The organism is Sphingobium sp. FG58, from assembly GCF_057809055.1.
This window is the reverse complement of record NZ_JBMDJF010000004.1, coordinates 331642-349008: the sequence shown is the minus strand read 5'-3', so window position 1 is coordinate 349008 and position 17367 is coordinate 331642. Positions and strand designations below refer to the sequence as shown.

At 61.0% G+C, this 17367-nt stretch carries 16 protein-coding genes; 14 read left to right on the top strand and 2 right to left on the bottom strand.

The window, feature by feature from the left end:
* Positions 1-41 precede the first annotated feature (41 nt).
* The 3 genes from ACODR8_RS08145 (at position 42) to ACODR8_RS08135 (ending at position 2814) form a co-directional block, all read left to right on the top strand.
* Entirely contained in the window at positions 42-1010 is a 969-nt protein-coding gene (locus ACODR8_RS08145; RefSeq protein WP_489006768.1) for a TonB-dependent receptor, read from the top strand.
* A 329-nt stretch (positions 1011-1339) separates the two neighbouring features.
* Entirely contained in the window at positions 1340-2422 is a 1083-nt protein-coding gene (locus ACODR8_RS08140) for a DSD1 family PLP-dependent enzyme (RefSeq protein ID WP_489006787.1), read from the top strand.
* Entirely contained in the window at positions 2398-2814 is a 417-nt protein-coding gene (locus ACODR8_RS08135; protein WP_489006767.1) for a RidA family protein, read from the top strand. The genes ACODR8_RS08140 and ACODR8_RS08135 overlap by 25 nt, the downstream gene beginning before the upstream one ends.
* Positions 2815-2826: 12 nt before the next feature.
* On the opposite strand, the gene ACODR8_RS08130 is transcribed toward ACODR8_RS08135, so the two are convergent.
* Together ACODR8_RS08130 and ACODR8_RS08125 are read right to left on the bottom strand one after the other, a co-directional pair.
* A complete protein-coding gene (locus ACODR8_RS08130; RefSeq protein WP_489006766.1) occupies positions 2827-3018 on the bottom strand; it encodes a hypothetical protein in 192 nt (63 codons plus the stop codon).
* Entirely contained in the window at positions 3015-3761 is a 747-nt protein-coding gene (locus ACODR8_RS08125) for a Crp/Fnr family transcriptional regulator (protein WP_188062268.1), read from the bottom strand. Before ACODR8_RS08125 ends, ACODR8_RS08130 begins: the two co-directional genes overlap by 4 nt.
* A gap of 262 nt (positions 3762-4023) precedes the next feature.
* On the opposite strand from ACODR8_RS08125, the gene katE reads away from it, so the two are divergent.
* From katE to ACODR8_RS08070, 11 genes are all read left to right on the top strand, one after another.
* Positions 4024-6201, top strand: coding sequence for a catalase (gene katE, locus ACODR8_RS08120; RefSeq protein ID WP_489006765.1), 2178 nt, complete (start codon positions 4024-4026; stop codon positions 6199-6201).
* A 76-nt stretch (positions 6202-6277) separates the two neighbouring features.
* Complete coding sequence (locus ACODR8_RS08115) at positions 6278-7432, top strand: glycosyltransferase family 4 protein (protein ID WP_489006764.1); 1155 nt, start codon at positions 6278-6280, stop codon at positions 7430-7432.
* On the top strand, positions 7425-8360 hold the full coding sequence (locus tag ACODR8_RS08110; protein WP_489006763.1) for a glycosyltransferase family 2 protein: 936 nt from the start codon (positions 7425-7427) through the stop codon (positions 8358-8360). The genes ACODR8_RS08115 and ACODR8_RS08110 overlap by 8 nt, the downstream gene beginning before the upstream one ends.
* Positions 8357-9400 carry a glycosyltransferase gene (locus ACODR8_RS08105; protein ID WP_489006762.1) on the top strand — a complete coding sequence of 348 codons (1044 nt, stop codon included), beginning with the start codon at positions 8357-8359 and terminating at the stop codon, positions 9398-9400. The genes ACODR8_RS08110 and ACODR8_RS08105 overlap by 4 nt, the downstream gene beginning before the upstream one ends.
* Positions 9397-10512: an acyl-CoA dehydrogenase family protein gene (locus ACODR8_RS08100; RefSeq protein WP_489006761.1), complete on the top strand. Its 1116-nt coding sequence runs from the start codon at positions 9397-9399 to the stop codon at positions 10510-10512. Before ACODR8_RS08105 ends, ACODR8_RS08100 begins: the two co-directional genes overlap by 4 nt.
* Entirely contained in the window at positions 10506-11186 is a 681-nt protein-coding gene (locus ACODR8_RS08095; RefSeq protein ID WP_489006760.1) for a PIG-L deacetylase family protein, read from the top strand. Before ACODR8_RS08100 ends, ACODR8_RS08095 begins: the two co-directional genes overlap by 7 nt.
* Positions 11183-11773, top strand: a complete 591-nt coding sequence (locus ACODR8_RS08090) for an SAM-dependent methyltransferase (RefSeq protein ID WP_489006759.1) — start codon at positions 11183-11185, stop codon at positions 11771-11773. The genes ACODR8_RS08095 and ACODR8_RS08090 overlap by 4 nt, the downstream gene beginning before the upstream one ends.
* The gene (locus tag ACODR8_RS08085) at positions 11770-12621 is read left to right on the top strand and encodes a glycosyltransferase family 2 protein (RefSeq protein ID WP_489006758.1); all 852 of its coding nucleotides are present in this window, start codon (positions 11770-11772) and stop codon (positions 12619-12621) included. The genes ACODR8_RS08090 and ACODR8_RS08085 overlap by 4 nt, the downstream gene beginning before the upstream one ends.
* A gap of 261 nt (positions 12622-12882) precedes the next feature.
* On the top strand, positions 12883-15570 hold the full coding sequence (locus ACODR8_RS08080; RefSeq protein WP_489006786.1) for a hybrid sensor histidine kinase/response regulator: 2688 nt from the start codon (positions 12883-12885) through the stop codon (positions 15568-15570).
* A 170-nt stretch (positions 15571-15740) separates the two neighbouring features.
* Positions 15741-16838, top strand: coding sequence for a PAS domain-containing protein (locus tag ACODR8_RS08075; RefSeq protein WP_489006757.1), 1098 nt, complete (start codon positions 15741-15743; stop codon positions 16836-16838).
* Positions 16835-17293, top strand: coding sequence for a response regulator (locus ACODR8_RS08070; protein WP_489006756.1), 459 nt, complete (start codon positions 16835-16837; stop codon positions 17291-17293). The genes ACODR8_RS08075 and ACODR8_RS08070 overlap by 4 nt, the downstream gene beginning before the upstream one ends.
* Positions 17294-17367 lie beyond the last annotated feature (74 nt).

Genomic DNA, 17367 nt, shown 5'->3' with positions numbered 1-17367 from the left:
GCCCGCCGCATCGCAAGATCATGAAATCATGACAGATAATTTTGAATCAGACACTCACCATAGGCAGTCGCTATACTGACGAGTTCAAATCTTACGAGTTCAGTCGTCGGAACGCAGCAGATGGGCCGGTCGCAATCGTTGGTCCTCTGGACGGCGTCATAGGCGTTTATGACGGACCGAAAAGCACACGTTGGGACTATCGTCTGAATGCTCAATATGAGGTGACGCGTGATATTTCGGCCTATGCTCAGGTGTCGACGGGTTTCAAAGGCGGCGGGATCAATCCACGTCCATTTTTTGTTCAACAGGTACTCCCCTTCGGACCTGAAACGCTTACCAGCTACGAAATCGGCGTCAAAAGCGATCTGTTTGATCGCCTGCTTCGCGTCAATGCTGCAGCATATTATAGCAAGTATAAAAATATTCAGCTGACATTGGGGGAATGCGCGACGCAGGCCGGCGCGTTCTTTGGAACGCCATGTGCGCTACCTGCCAATGCTGGTGATGCCGATATCAAAGGGTTCGAGATTGAGTCCTCACTGAGACCAGTGCCAGGATTGATGATAGATGGAGCCATAAGCTACATCGACTTTTCCTATAAACGTTTCAACCTGGGTTCAGGAGGGCCGGCATCGCCTAATGGTCCGCAATTTGGCGACTATCCTCCGTTCACGCCGAAATGGAAATGGAGCTTAGGCGTGCAATATGCTTTCGATTTGGGCAAAGGCGGGTCGCTGACACCACGGTTCGATGCGTCATATCAAAGTGATCTCTATGGCGCTGCCACCAATCGCGCGACGAATTTGATCCCGGCCTATACCCTCGCAAATGCAAGGCTGACCTGGGCAAACCGCGAAAAGGATCTCGAAATAAGCGCGGAGGTAAACAACCTGTTCGATAAATATTATTTCCTGACGATCTTCGATTTGACGATACCTGGGGCTGGCGTGAGCAGCGCCCAGCCGGGGCGCCCGCGCGAATGGGCCGTGTCGGTCAAAAAGAAATTCTAGAGTTATGGTCCGCCGCTGTCGGCGGCGGACCACTTGCATATGCTGTTTCCTGGCTCGACCGGACGGTGCGCACGCCTCTGATCCCCAACCAAGAGCCGAACAGGCACATATCTGTCATCCCGCCACGCTGGTCATGGCATGGGAGGAATATTTCGAAACCAAGGTGATACTGCGCTATTCCCGACCTGATCGTACATCTGTATGCCTTCAAGATCAGCAAGGACATTATCGTGAGCGCAACAGAGATATGGGACAAGGTCCAGAGCCGGGACACCGCCCTGCGCCTGTGCGATCTGGAAACGCCCTGCCTCGTGCTGGATGCCGATCGGATGGATCGCAACATTGCCCGGCTGCGTGATCGGATGGCGCCGCTGGGTGTGACCCTGCGTCCGCATCTCAAGACCGGCAAATCGGTGGAGGTCGCACAGCGCGTCATGGCCACGCCGCAGGGACCAGCCACGGTATCGACGCTCAAGGAAGCGGAATTTTTCGCCACAGCGGGTGTGCGCGATATCATCTATGCGGTCGGCATCGCGCCGTGGAAGCTGGCCAAGGTCATCGCATTACGCAGGCAGGGGGTCGATCTGGCGGTGGTGCTGGATACGGTTGAACAGGCACAGGCTGTTGCTGGGGCTTCACGCGAGGCAGGCGAGGTCATCCCGGCACTGATCGAGATTGATTGCGACGGCCATCGGTCTGGCGTCCTGCCGGATGACCGGGATCGCCTCATTGCCATCGGCAAGGCGCTGGTCGAAGGGGGAGAACTGCGTGGCGTGCTGACCCACGCCGGGGGCAGCTATGCCGCGCGTGGCGAGGATGCGCTGCGCCGCTGCGCCGAGGAAGAGCGCCGCGCCGTTGTGGACGCCGCAAAGATCCTGCGCGACGCGGGCCTGCCGTGCGCTGTGGTCAGCGTGGGATCGACGCCTACCGCACATCATGCCACCGATCTGACCGGCGTGACGGAAGTCCGTGCCGGGGTATTCGTGTTCTTCGATCTGGTCATGTCCGGGATCGGCATCTGCGCAGTGGACGATATCGCGCTTTCCGTCCTTGCAACGGTGATCGGCCATCAGCGTGAAAAAGGCTGGATCTTGATCGATGCAGGCTGGATGGCGATGTCCCAGGATCGCGGCACGGCCAAGCAGGCGGTCAACCAGGGCTATGGCGTCGTGTGCGACAGTAGCGGTCGGCCCTATGACGATCTGATCCTAGCGGATGCCAATCAGGAACATGGCATTATCATGGTCCGGCCGGGGTCGGGCGAGACACTACCAGACCTCAAGATTGGCGACCGGGTCCGCATCCTCCCTAACCACGCTTGCGCGACTGGGGCGCAGCACTTCAGCTATCATATCGTCCATGGCATGTCGGATATTGTCCATGGCGAATGGCCACGTTTTGGAGGCTGGTGATGCACGACAAGCCGCAACCGATCCTGACCGAAGCCGCGCCCGCGCCCGCCGGCCATTATTCCCAGGCGATGCGATCGGGCGACGATATTTACATTTCTGGGCAGCTGCCGATCCGCGCCGACAAGGCACCGCTGCCCGACATGGGATTCGAGACGCAGGCACGGCAGGCGATCGCCAACATGCTGGCGATTTTACAGGCGGCAGGCGGGCAGCCCGACAATCTGTGCCGGGTCACCGCGTATATTGTCGGCGTCGACCATTGGCCGACGTTCAACCGCATCTACGCCGATATGTTGGGCGATGCCCGTCCCGCGCGCACGGTCGTGCCGGTTCCGCAACTCCATTATGGCTTCCTGGTCGAGATCGACGCGATCGCCCGCATTCCTGCATAAGCGTCTCGCTTGCTAAATCTCTCCATTGCCATCTTCCTGATCGATCAGCCGTGCCGCCTCAAGCAGACTTTTGCCGGTTTCCGACGCGGCATAAGCTGTCATGGTGACGGCTATGCCATCCGGCCCGTCCAGCAGGACAAGCCCTTCCTCCACGCTCGCCTTGCCTGGCAGCGATTGAACACCGGAATCTTCTGGCGGTATCATGATGTTGGCCTTTCGATGTCCGGGCGACCGGATTTATTTTCGATGTAGAGATAGGCAGGATTGAACTGGCCCCTGCGGGCCAGACCCTCGACGTCGAGAATTTCCACGAGCGACGAGCGAAAGATGCACAATCTCTCTTCCCGTAATTGCCGCAGCACGCGATTGGCGTGGACACTCGTTATACCGCAGATTTCCGAAATATCCGCCTGCGTTATTCCCAGGGCAAAACGCGTTCCATCGCTCAGGCCTGCGGAAACCAGCCGGACATTGGTTTCGGACAGAAAATGCGCCACGCGCCCGACCGCATCCAGCCGCCCCAGGCGGAACAGCCACGCCCGGTGCATCGCCGCGTCGAGGAGCGTAGAAAACCACAGCTTGCGCGTGAGTTCGGGCATGGCCGCATTAATTTCGTCCAGCGCCTTGTGCGGAATGACCGCAATCGTGGCTGCTGTCAGGCTGGCGACATCATGATCCAATATTTTGAGCGGATAGGCGTGCAAATCCAGAAAATCCCCTGGCACTTGCACGGCGACGAGTTGCCGCATCCCTTCGCGATCGTCCAGATAGCGGCACATGAAGCCTTCCAGCAGCAACATGCTCACGGACAATGTTTCGCCAGCCTGTACGACAGTCTTGCGCGCATCTATCGTTCGTATCTCGAAAATGGCTTTTTCCAGAACAGCCCGTTCCTGAACATCCAGTTCGACGCCGCGACGATCCCTAAGAAATTTGTCCGTAAACAATATCGGCCCTTCATAGTGAAAAGACTTGGCTTTGAACTATAGCAACGGTCCGTGGCGACGCCGTATCCAGCCGCCAGAAATAAATCGCTATGATGCACATTAGTTTTGGGTCGGTCGGCGCAACTTGCTGAAGAGCGGCGGGTTATCTCCTCACAAATGCCGCGGGTTCCCAGTGATGATCGGGAATTCGCATTTTTTTCGATCATCGCTCCCAATGTGCTGGACCTGCGTCCGGCACGTCTCTCGTGCATGAGGATGCCCCATGGCCAAGTCTCCTTCCACCGTCGATAAAGTCTCGGGCGAGACGCCCAAAAAGGCTCCCCCACCTGCGCCCGCCGAAACTATTTCGAACAGCTTTGCGGAACCGCAGGCAGAAGGTGGCGAAACGCATCAGGTTGCAGGAGGAGATGTCGCAATCTTGACGACGGCACATGGCATCCCGGTCGCTGATGACCAGAACAGCCTGAAGCAGGGCGCGCGTGGCCCCACCTTGCTGGAGGACGCCCACTTCCGCGAAAAAATGTTCCATTTCGACCATGAACGCATCCCTGAGCGCGTCGTCCATGCCCGCGGCTACGGTGCGCACGGCTATTTCGAACTGACAGAATCCCTGAGCGACGTCACGCGTGCGGATGTCCTCCAGCGGGTCGGTGAGCGCGTACCTGCCTTCGTGCGCTTCTCGACAGTTGCCGGGTCCAAGGGGTCGGCCGATCTCGCCCGTGACGTGCGCGGTTTTGCCGTGAAGCTTTATACGCAGGAGGGCAATTGGGATATCGTTGGCAACAACATCCCGGTATTCTTCATTCAGGACGCGATCAAATTCCCCGACCTGATCCACGCCGCCAAGCCGGAGCCTGACCGCGACTTCCCGCAGGCGCAGACCGCACATGATAATTTTTGGGATTTTATCAGCCTGACGCCCGAAAGCTTCCATATGGTCATGTGGACGATGTCGGACCGCGCAATCCCGCGCTCGCTGCGCACGATGGAAGGCTTTGGCGTTCATACATTCCGCCTCGTCAATGCGGAGGGCAAATCGACCTTCGTCAAATTCCACTGGAAGCCAAAGCAGGGCCTGCAGTCGGTCATGTGGAACGAGGCAGTCAAGATCAACGGCGCCGATCCCGATTTCCATCGTCGCGACCTGTGGGACGCCATCAACGCCGGGGACTTCCCGGAATGGGAGCTGGGGGTCCAGCTGTTCGACGATGCGTTCGCCGACAGTTTCGACTTCGACGTGCTGGACGCGACCAAGCTGATCCCGGTGGAGCTGGTGCCGGTCCGCATCGTCGGGCGGCTGGTGCTGGACCGGGTCGTCGACAATTTCTTTGCTGAGACAGAACAGGTCGCCTTCATGACCCAGAATGTCCCGCCGGGCATCGACTTCAGCAACGACCCGCTGCTCCAGGGCCGCAATTTTTCCTATCTCGACACCCAGATCAAGCGCCTGGGCAGCACCAACTTCACCCATTTGCCGATTAATGCACCCAAATGTCCGATGGCCCATTTCCAGCAGGACGGGCATATGGCGATGCGCAATCCCAAGGGTCGCGCCAATTATGAACCCAATAGCTGGGGTGCCGAGCAAGGTGGCCCGCGCGAAGACCCAGTGCGCGGTTTCACCAGTTACGCGCAGGAGGCTGACGGTCCCAAGCAACGGGTTCGCTCGGAAAGTTTCGCCGATCATTACAGCCAGGCGCGGCAATTCTTCAACAGCCAGACGGCGACCGAGCAGAAGCATATCGGCGATGCCATCGTCTTTGAACTGAGCAAGGTCGAACGCCCCGATATCCGTTCGCGGACGGTCTCTCACTTGCTCAATATCGACGCTACGCTGGCACAGACTGTAGCCGAAGGACTTGGCCTTGCCTTGCCTGATCCGGCGAAGGCAGCGCGCCCGACGATGATGGACCTGCCGCCGTCCGATGCGCTCAGCATCCTCAAAAACGGACCGGACAGTTTCAAGGGGCGCAAACTTGGCATCTTGCTGACCGACGGTGCCGACGCCGCGATCTTCAACGCGCTGGTTAAAGCGGTCGACAAGGAAGGCGCGGTTTACGAGGTCGTCGCTCCCAAGATTGGCGGCGTGACCCTGTCGGATGGCACGGCCGTAGCCGCCAAACAGAAGATTGACGGCGGTCCCTCTGTCCTGTTCGACGCCGTTGCCGTGGTGGCGTCTGAGGAGGGGGCTGCTTTGCTGGCAATCGACGCGGCCGCCAAGGATTTCGTTACCGATGCCTTTGCGCATTGCAAATATATCGGCCTGACCGCCGAAGCTCAGGCGCTGTTTGAAAAGGCGGGGATAGCCGACGATTTGGACGAGGCCTGCCTACCGCTGGCCACAGCCAAGGATGCCGGCGCTTTCCTGACTGCCTGCCGGGCATTGCGCCACTGGCCGCGCGAATTGGCGGTCGATCTGGACGCCCAACCCGCCGCCTGATCGCGGCCTTTCAATGTCAATCTAAGGGGATGGTCTCGCGCCATCCCCAGCCATGCGCACGACAGGATCATACTCAATGCGGATCGGCATCATCGCCCATCTCAAACATCCGATTGCCGAACCCTTTGCCGGCGGGCTGGAAATGCACACGCATTTGCTGGCGCGATCGCTGCGGGATCGTGGCCATGCGGTCACGTTGTTCGCTTCGTCCCGATCGGAACCGGGGATCGGCCTGGAAGCGATCTGCACCGAAACCGCGATCCAGACGGTCGGTACGACGGAAGCGAGCGACGTGCCCTTCTTTCGTGAGCATCACGCCTATCTCAGCCTGATGAACGACCTGCGTCATCGTGATTTCGACATCATCCATAATAATTCGCTGCATTATTTGCCCGTTGCGATGGCTGACAGCTTGCCCATGCCGATGGTCACGACGCTGCACACGCCGCCTTTCTGCTGGCTGGAAAGTGGTATCCGCCTTTGTGCGGCGCGCAACCATAGTTTCGCGGCCGTGTCCCGCTCGGTTGCCGCTCTGTGGAACCATGTCACCCATAGCGACGCGGTGATATGGAACGGCATCGACCTGCAAAAATTTGCGTTCCACCCCCAGCCCGCCGCCGATCCCTATCTGGTCTGGTACGGCCGCATCGTTCCGGAAAAGGGATTACATCTGGCGATCGCGGCTGCCCGACAGGTCGGTCTCCCGCTCAGGATTGCGGGACCAATCCTTGACGATGATTATTACCGGACACAGATAGCTCCAGCGCTGGGCCAGAATGTCATCCATGTTGGGCATCTCGCGCACCAGCAACTCGCCCGGCTTGTGGGTGGCGCGCGGGCCTTCCTCTGCACCCCTATGTGGGATGAACCCTACGGCCTTGTCGTTGCAGAAGCGCTTGCCTGTGGCGTGCCAGTCGCGGCCTTTGCGCGCGGGGCGATCCCTGAAATATTGGATGCGACATGCGGGGTGCTTGCGACCCCGGACGATGTTGCCTCGCTCGCCAGCGCCGCGCTGTCGGCCCTGACGCTAGACCGCAGCGCCTGCCGCACCAGGGCGGAACAGATGTGCGATGCCGAACGCATGGTCGACAATTATGAGTCGCTCTATCTGCGGCAGATCGACAGGGCGGCGGCACCCTCGCGTGCCGACCGTACGGCGTCGATCCACCTGATGCCCTCGACGCTCCCGTCCCATGCGGCGCTAGACCAGAGATCGGTTTCCCATGGCTGACGCCAGCGCCATGACCCTGTGCGTCTGCGTCCCGGCGCGGAACGAGGCAGCGCGGTTGCCGATATTGCTGGATGCGCTGGCGATGCAGGACTGGCCCGGTCCGATCTCGGTTGCGATAGCCATCAACAACAGCACTGATGATAGCCGGGCCGTTGCGGACGCTGCACGCCATCGTCATGCCGGACGGCTCGACATCCGCATAGTCGAACGCACTTTCGCGCCGGAACTGGCGCACGCCGGATCAGCCCGACGGATGGCAATGGACACAGGCCTTGGCCTTCTGCCCGCGCTGGACAACGCTGCCCTCGTCAGTACGGACGCTGACAGCCGCCCTCCGACAGACTGGCTGCGTAATATCGCCGCTGCCTTTTCGCGTGGTGCCGACATGGTCGGCGGCCGGATCGACATCGATAGCGATGAGCCACTGCCACCGCCCGTGCATCGCCTGCGCACGGCATGGGACCAATATTGGGCCGCCGTCCGTGCCATTGAGGATGCGATCGATCCTCTGCCCTGGGATCCGGCACCACGCCACGGCGATCATACCGGTGCATCGCTCGCCATCCGGGCAGAGCTTTATCTGGCCTGCGGCGGCGTTCCGGCCATAACAAGCGGAGAGGACCGCGCGCTTGTATTGGCGGCGCTTGCCCGCGGCGCGCGCCTTGTTCACCCTGTTACGGTTTACACCCGCGTCTCCCCGCGTCTGGAGGGACGCGCGGAAGGCGGCATGGCGATTGCAATGCAGACGCTGTTCGAAAGCGCCGAAAATAGCATCTCACCCATGGCGCCTGCCTTCGCCCATTGGTGCGAGCGTGCGCACTGGCGCAAGCAATTGCGTGCGCAGCCCGATGGCGCTGCTTTGATCGCCCGTCAGGAACCGTTACTGCCTCCGATGCCGCACGACATGATGCTGGAACTCCAGCCATGACCCGCCGCCCGATCGGCTATTATGTCCATCATCATGGCGCTGGTCATCGCGCGCGGGCGGAGGCGATTGCCGCTGCCATCGACTGGCCGATCGTCCTGTTGGGTACAGGGCTGGGCGCAGCAGGAATTGACCTTGCCGATGATCGCCCCATTTCCGGCCGATTCGACGGGATGGACGACACGGCCTCACGCCCCGCTGCCCTGCACTATGTGCCGCTGGACCATGACGGCGTGCGGTCGCGCGTGGCGCGGATCGCACAATGGATCGCGACGGAGCGCCCTGCGCTGATGGTCGTTGATGTTTCGGTCGAAGTTGCGATGCTGGCGCGCCTGGCATCGGTGCCTACTATTTATGTGCGGCTCAACGGCGACCGTAGCGACGCGGCGCATCTCGACGCCTTTCGTGGCGCTACAGCGCTGCTCGCGCCGTTTCATCATGAGCTGGAGATGCCATCGACGCCCGCGTGGATCAGGGACAAGACCCGCTATCTGTCCGGTATCACTGCCGCTGCTCAGGATCATCCCCGGCAGGACGACCATATCCTCATAGTGATCGGCCGGGGCGGCCCGCCCGGCGATGGCGCAGCGATCGCACAGGCCGCACGCGCCTGCCCGGATATGTACTGGCGCGTCATCGGCCCCGTAACTGCGCCGTCCGATCAACCCGCCAATCTCGATCTGGCCGGATGGGTTGACGATCCGGCGCAGGAAATCGCCCGCGCCGCGCTGATCGTTGGCGCTGCCGGAGACGGGTTGGTGAACGCAGTCCTCGCCGCCGACCGCCCTTTCCTCTGCATCCCTGAGGACCGCCCTTATGGTGAGCAACGGGCAACGGCACGCGCCCTACATGCGCTGGGCGCTGCGATCATGCTCGAAACATGGCCGTCCCCCGACCAATGGCCAGCTTTGATCAGCCAGGCAAAGGCATTGCCGCCTCACGCCCGTAAACGCCTGCACGATCGCCATGGTGTGGACACAGCAGCAACCTGGCTCGCGACGATGGCTGCCGCTGCGGTCGATGAACTGGAATCTGTAGCATGACCCTGTCCCGCCATCCCCGTTCCAGCATCGACACCCCGATCGCGCGCGCCGGGGCGATCACATCCACCCTTGCCGCGCTCGGCAGCCGCTATGATGCCGCGCCGGTCTTTCCGGTGGAAAGCATGAAAGCGCTCGTCGCTGCCGATCTCCATCGCACCTTCGCCCCACTCGAAAGCGGCGGCGAGGCCTTTGACGATGCCGTCGCCCGGAACCAGTGCCTGATGACCGTCCTGCGGATCATTGGTCGCGCGGATCTGAGCGTCGGGCGGCTCTATGAAGGCCATGTCAACGCGCTCGCTCTGTTCGATTGGTTCGGCTCTCCCGCGCAAAAGGCCGATTTGGGCCAGAAACTCGCTCAGGGCGCCTTTTACGGCGTATGGGCCACCGAACCGCAACCGGGCGTACAGCTACGCCAATCCGCACTGGATGGCCGCAAGTCTTTCGCGACCGGCGCTGGCGGTCTTGCCCATGCCGTCATCACCGCGCAGCCCGAAGAGGGCGAACGGCGACTGGTCGTCATCCGGGCCGATGATCCCGCCCGGACCGACCTGTCGCAATGGCGGGTCAGGGGTATGCGGGCGACGGGCAGCGGCTTTTATGACCTGACGGGCATGGCGGTCGATCCATCGCATCTGCTCGGCCAGCCCGGCGACTATGATCGCGAACCGCGCTTCACCACGGGCGCCTGGCGGTTCACTGCCGTGCAACTGGGCGGGATCGAGGCGCTGTTGACCGAAATCCGGCTTGCCATGTCTGATGCGGCGCGCGCCGATCCGCTGCAACGCGCGAAATTCGCCGACGCCGTCGCCGCGACCCGTACCGCCTATCTCTGGGTCCGCGAATGTGCGCTCCGGACTGCGCGCGACGATCCTGATGGCTCCGCCTTCGCCCGCATGACGCGCGGCATAGTCGAGCGTGCGGGCCTGGACGTCATGGAACTGGCGGCCCGCATCACCGGCACGCGCAGCGCGATGGACGGGCAACGGATCGACAAGATCATCCGCGACCTCAGCCTCTATCTGCGGCAGGGTGGACCCGACTACGCCCGCGATCAGGCGGCGCTCGCCTGGCTCGACCATGACGCCTGGGGCGCGGAGGACGCCTTGTGGTAGGCCTTTCTTTGTCGGCAAAACCCTGGCGAACGCGGCGATGGCTGGTCCTTGCGCCGCATCCCGATGACGAGACGCTTGGGGCTGGCGCGCTCATCGCGCAGACGGCGAGGGCTGGGCGACTGGCGGGCCTTGTCTATCTCACCGACGGGTCGGGCTCGCATGAGACCGCGCAAGGCCGATCGGGGAAACTGGTGAGCAGCCGCAAGCGTGAAGCCGCCGCCGCCTTGCACCGCCTGACCGGTAGTCGCCGCCAATCGCCGTTGCATCTTGATTGGAAGGATGCTGCTCCTGCCCAGCCGGGGCATCCGGCTTTCGACCGGGCTACCCGACGGCTGACCGCCCTTTGCCGTCGCTGGCAGGTCGATGCCCTTGCCGTCACCGCCAGCCACGAACCCCATTGCGACCATCAGGCCGCCGCGCAGCTGGCCTATGCAGTGGGGCAACGGGCCAGGGGCAGGCTGGTCGTCGCCGAATATGTCGTCTGGTCGCAAGCCCCCGATTCCCGCACCCACCGGAAGTTGCGCACCGCGCCCATGTTGCGCGGACAACGCCGTCACGCCCTGGCCGCGCACCGCAGCCAGCTCACCGCGTCCCACGGTCCCGGCTTCCGACTGCCCGCCTCGCATCGTGCCATGCCTGCCAGCGATATCCTTTACCTGCGGAGAGCCAAATGACGCGGCACGAAACCAGCCTGGGTCACGATTATTTCGAGACGATGTTTCGCGCGACCGACGATCCCTGGGAACTGGAAAGCAGCGCCTATGAGCGGGACAAATATGCCCATAGCATCCGCGCGCTGGCGGGACGGACCTATGAACTGGGTTTCGAAATCGGATGCGCAAAGGGTGTACTGACACAGTCGCTGGCACCCCATTGCCACGCATTGCTGGCGATCGACGTCAGCGAAACCGCGTTGAAAGCAGCGCGCGAGCGCTGTGTCGCATTCGACCATGTTTCCTTCGGCCGGATGGCGTTTCCGGGGCAGGCACCCATGGGGAGCGCCTTCGACCTCATCATCCTGTCCGAAGTCGCCTATTATTGGGATGACAAGGATATCAGCCGCGCCGCCCAGTGGATCACCACCCATATAGCGCCCGGCGGCGACATCTTGCTCGTCCACTGGACCGGCGAAACTGACTATCCCCAGAGCGGCGATGATGCAGTGCTAAAATTGCAGGCCGCTCTCGCCCCTGCAATCACTGTCATCACCACAGAGCGCATGCTTGACTATCGCCTCGACCTGTGGCGTGCGCACGCATGACCCTTAGCGTCCTCACCATCGTCAAGGACCGGTCGGCCCATCTGGCGCAACTGATCGAAGGTCTGCGGCGCAGCACGCATTACCCCGACGAACTCATCATCGTCGACATGGCCAGCAGTCCGCCGATCAGTGTCGGACAAGCGCCATTCCCGATTCAGATCCAGCGTCTCGATGGCCCCGGACTGCCACTCGCGGCAGCCCGGAACTGCGCCGCGCGGGCGGCCAGCGGCGACAAGCTGTTGTTCCTAGATGTCGACTGCATCCCGATGCGCGCCCTCACCAGTGCGATCACGCAATGCCTGAACGACCATGACGCGCTGGTCTGCGCCGACATCCGCTATCTTGGTCCTGACGACGCCCGTGGCGATTGGCAGGAAGCGGATATCCTGTCGCGCGCGCAGGGGCATCCTGTTCGACAATTTCCCGCAAACGGAGTGCGGCAAGAGGATAATGCCGGTCTGTTCTGGTCGCTGGCGTTCGGCCTGCATCGCCAGAAATTTTTTGATCTGGGCGGGTTTGACGAAGCCTTCACCGGCTATGGCGGTGAAGATACCGACTTCGGCTTCCGCGCGCGCGAGGCAGGTCTGCCGCTGCTATTCATGGGCGGCGCGGGTGCCTTTCACCAATATCACGACGTTTTCGACCCGCCGCTCCAGCATCTGGAGGACATTGTCCGCAATGCCGGCCTCTTTCGGGCGCGGTGGAACAAATGGCCGATGGAAGGATGGCTCGATGCATTCGAGAAGGCCGGATTGATCACCCGAAGCCGCGATATGATTAGTTTGCTGCGCTTGCCTGACGCCGGTGAAATCAGACAGGCGAAGGTCGAACCCTTCATGGCGTTGTAAAAGATGCGCTGCCATCGACCTCGACAATCTTGTCTGGCTCCCCATCAAATGCATATATCGCTTCCTGAAGTAATTAAGGCTGCAACATCTGGACATTAGCTTTGGGGACGATAGTTTTGGTATAATATGACCGACCGATTGCCAGACATATTTCCCGGCGATTCCGTGATGAGCGCCCTTATGCGCGCGCATGATTGGGAAGCGACGAATCTGGGGCCACCGGACCAGTGGCCGGAGGGGTTGAAAGCATCCCTTCGGCTCATGCTCCTGTCGCGGTTTGAAATGTGGCTTGGCTGGGGAGAAGATCTCAGCTTCTTCTATAATGACGCCTATATTCCCACATTGGGTTCCAAGCATCCCGCTGCTCTGGGCCGCCCCATGGCGCAGGTTTGGAAGGAAGTTTTCGAGGACGTCAAGGATCGCATCATATCTGTCATGCGCGATGGTGTCGCGACCTGGGACGAGCAGTTGCTTCTCTTCCTTGAGCGCAATGGCTATCCTGAGGAGACCTACCACACATTTTCCTACAGCCCGCTGATCGGCGACGCCGGTGCCGTCGAAGGGCTTATGTGTGTCGTCAGCGAAGAGACGGACAGGGTTATCAGCGAACGGCGGATCAAGCAGCTGAATGATCTCGCCGCTGCCTTGCTCAAGGCGCAAAGCCGGTCTGACGTGACGGATGCGGTCCGTGCCAATTTTGGCAGCGAGAGCCGCGACTTCCCGTTCGCTGACCTCATATTATTCGATCTGCCCGGCAGTCCTTATCCGGCGTCCGGGGACGCAGCACGTTGGCCTATCACTGCCATCGAACAGGGTGAGAAGCAGACGGTCATCGGACTTGCTGGTTTGGCGCAGGACGTTCCAACCGGGTTTTGGCAGATACCGCCGCGCGACGCGTTGATCCTTGCAGTTGAACAGTCAGGCGAGACGCAAGCCGTCGGCGCACTGGTTCTGGGATTGAATCCCTATCGTATTCTCGATGAAGCAACCCGTGATTTTGCAAGCCTTATCGCAGTGCAGATTGCCGGTGCGCTCGCCACGATCGACGCCGTGTCGGCCCAGCGCCGTGACCGTGATCGGCTATGGTCGCTCAGCCAGGACTTGATGCTCGTGTGTGACTTCGACGGTATCATCCGGTCGGTCAACCCGTCGGCAACCCGGCTTTTGGGATGGCAAGAGGATGAGATTATCGGCCAGATACTGTCCGATTTCATCCATCCCGACGACGTGGCCAGCACAGCCAGGGAAGTCGAAAAGCTCAGCCAGGGCATTACCACCCTTAGCTTCGAGAATCGCTATCGATGCCGGGATGGCAGCTATCGCCTGCTCGACTGGAACGCTGTGCCGGATGCGGGCCGCATCCATGCGGTGGCGCGTGATATCACGCAGGAGCGTCAGCTCGCCCGCGACCGGGAACGGATCTGGGCGATCTCCCCCATCGTCAAGGTGGTGGCGACAACCCAGGGCATCATCAGCGCCGTCAATCCATCCTGGACCAAGGTTCTTGGCTGGACCCAGGCTGAAACGGTCGGTCGCAATATACTGGAGTTCGTCGCCGAGGAACGGGACGCCGCGGAGAAGAGATTGGAGCGCCTCTCCCGGCCCGATGCCGCGGTTATCGAGTCCCAAAGCGTCTTTCGCGCGCAGGACGGCAGCCATCACCGCTTTGCCTGGACGACCGTACCAGAGGGCGGGATGCTATATCTGTTCGGGCGGGATATTACCGTCGAAACCGAAGCGGCTGCGGCGCTAGCGGCGACCGAGGAGGCTTTGCGCCAGAGCCAGAAGATGGAAGCGGTCGGACAGTTGACCGGTGGCATCGCCCATGACTTCAACAATCTTCTGGCCGGTATTCTGGGCAATCTGGAATTGCTGGAGCTGCGGATTGCGCAAGGTCGACTGGAGGCGATTGGCCGCCATATCGATACGGCGCAGGGTGCCGCAAAAAGGGCGGCGGCGCTGACGCAGCGACTGCTCGCCTTTTCGCGTCGCCAGACGCTCGATCCTACGCCTGTCAATGTGAACCGCCTGATTTCCGGCCTGGAGGACCTGATACGTCGAACCGTCGGCCCGTCCATCGAGATTGAGGTGGTCGGGTCTGGCGGCCTGTGGATGACATTGGTCGACCGCTACCAGCTTGAAAATGCGCTTCTGAACCTGTGCATCAACGCCAGGGACGCGATGCCGGACGGCGGGCGACTGACGATCGAAACCGCCAATAAATGGTTTGATGATCGCATGGCGCGCGATCGCGAACTGTCGCCGGGCCAATATGTGTCGCTGTGCGTCAGCGACACCGGAACCGGCATGACGCCCGATGTCATCGCCCGTGCCTTCGATCCCTTCTTCACGACCAAGCCGCTTGGCGAAGGCACGGGCCTTGGCCTGTCGATGATCTACGGCTTTGTACGTCAGTCCGGCGGACAGGTGCGCATCTATTCGGAGGTCGGCGCGGGTACGACCATGTGTCTGTATCTGCCACGCTATACGGGCGCTGGGGTCGAGGCCGAGCAATACGCCAAGCCGACGCATATCGATCCTGGTGGCCATGGTGAAACGGTGCTTGTTATCGATGACGAGGCGTCGGTCCGGTCGCTCATTGTCGATGTCCTCACCGATGGCGGCTACCATGTCATCGAAGCAGCGGATGGTCCCACGGGTCTCAAGGTGCTGGAATCCGACCTGCGTATTGATCTTTTGATCACGGATGTGGGCCTGCCGGGAGGATTGAACGGTCGCCAGGTCGCGGACGCCGGACGGGTGCATCGTCCCGGGCTCAAAATTTTGTTCATCACAGGCTACGCCGAAAATGCGGTTGTCGGCAACGGCTTGCTGGGACAGGGCATGCACGTCATTACCAAGCCCTTTGGTATAGACGCCATTGCCAGCAAGGTGCGCGATATGATCGACGATGCCGACAAGTCCGGGCGGTCGATCGACGGCCTATAGCGTTCAGCCGGCACGACCGTGCGGCCCGCCATATATGTGGCAGAGCGAACGTAACTATCTGCGGTCCCACTCCCATTGTTTGGCCGTCAGCTGTAACAACCGGAACGTTTAAGACAGGCCAAGGTTACTTCCTCACGCATAGCGACGTGCTGTCGCTGGAAGGAGAGCTTGTGGAGCAACGCGACGATTGGCATTTGACCCAGGCGATCAAGCATGACCTGGGCCGGGGCGATCCTTTCGCCGCAGCGGTCCGCGCGACCCGAATGCCAATGGTGATCACCGACCCCGCGCAACCCGACAATCCCATCATATTCTGCAATGAGGCATTCCAGGCGCTGACAGGCTATGAACGGCGGGAGATTGTCGGTCGCAATTGCCGGTTCCTGCAAGGGCCGGGGACGGATCGTCAGGCAGTCGCCAGGATCCGGCACGCGATCGAGCAGGGCACCAATATCGAGGTCGACCTGCTCAACTATCGCAAGGACGGCTCTACCTTCTGGAATGCCCTCTACCTCAGCCCCGTACGCGACGATGCCGGCCACATTCAGTTCTTCTTCGCCTCGCAGCTCGACGTCTCCGCCCGTGTCGATGCGCAAACCGAAATCCACAGACGTCATGACGAGATCGAGCGCGAGGTCGAACGCCGGACAGCCGAGCTGAACGAGGCGCTGGAGGCCAAGACGCTGCTGCTGCACGAAGTCGATCATCGCGTGAAGAATAATCTGACGATGATCGGTTCACTGCTGCGGCTGCAGGCGCGCACGATCGATGATCCGACGATCAGCGCAAAGATAGAGGCCATGCTGGAGCGGATCGACGCGCTCGCGACAGTCCATCGTCGTCTCTACCAGTCGGACGATGTGTCGCGATTTGATCTGGGTGCCTTCACCGCCAATCTGGTGGCGGATGTTGTCGGTTCGAGCGGTCGCGATAATATCGAAACAGTGGTCGATATCGTACCGATAGAGGTGCCGTCGGGTCATGCGGCCGCGCTTGGACTGGTCCTGAACGAAATATTGACCAACGCGATCAAACATGGATTTGCCGACGGACGATCGGGTAGTCTGACGGTATCGGCCCAAAAATCCGGTCGTCAGGCGATGATCACCATAGCAGATGATGGACCCGGCATGTCGCCCACCGACATTGTCGATGGACTGGGCCGTGTCCTTATCAAGCGACTCTCCCGGCAGGTCGGGGCGCGCGCCGAATGGGCATCGGCCGATCCCGGCACACAAGTCCTTGTTACCTTTTCCTTGGAGGCATGACCATGCAGCGTCCCCGGCCTCCCCTTTCCGTTCTTGTTGTAGAGGACGAAGCTTTGCTCGCCATGGATATCGAGGCGATGATCGAGGATATCGGCCATCATGTGGTGGCGGAAGCGACATCGCTTTTCGACGTGCAGGCACTATCCGATACGCTTGATCCCAACCTCGCCTTCGTCGATATTCAGCTTGCCCGGCAAACCAGCGGCCTCGACGTTGCCCGGCTCATAACGCATCGGTGGCCTGATGCCTTCATCATCTTCATCACAGCCAATCCCAAGAAGATACCCGATGATTTTGCGGGTGGCCATGGCGTCATTCCAAAGCCCTTCTCGCGAAGCGGACTACAATCGGCGATCCGCTACATTGAAGAGGGGGTCTGCGATCCTCCGCCCACATCCCCGCAACCATCAAGCTTTCTGGCGTCTCCGGCCTTTGCCGCCAGCTGGACTGCGTGACGCTTCAGATAGCCGCGTCGCGATCATTTGCCAGTCCTGCCCCCATTGCGCGGCCAGAACCTTCTGCAGCTGGG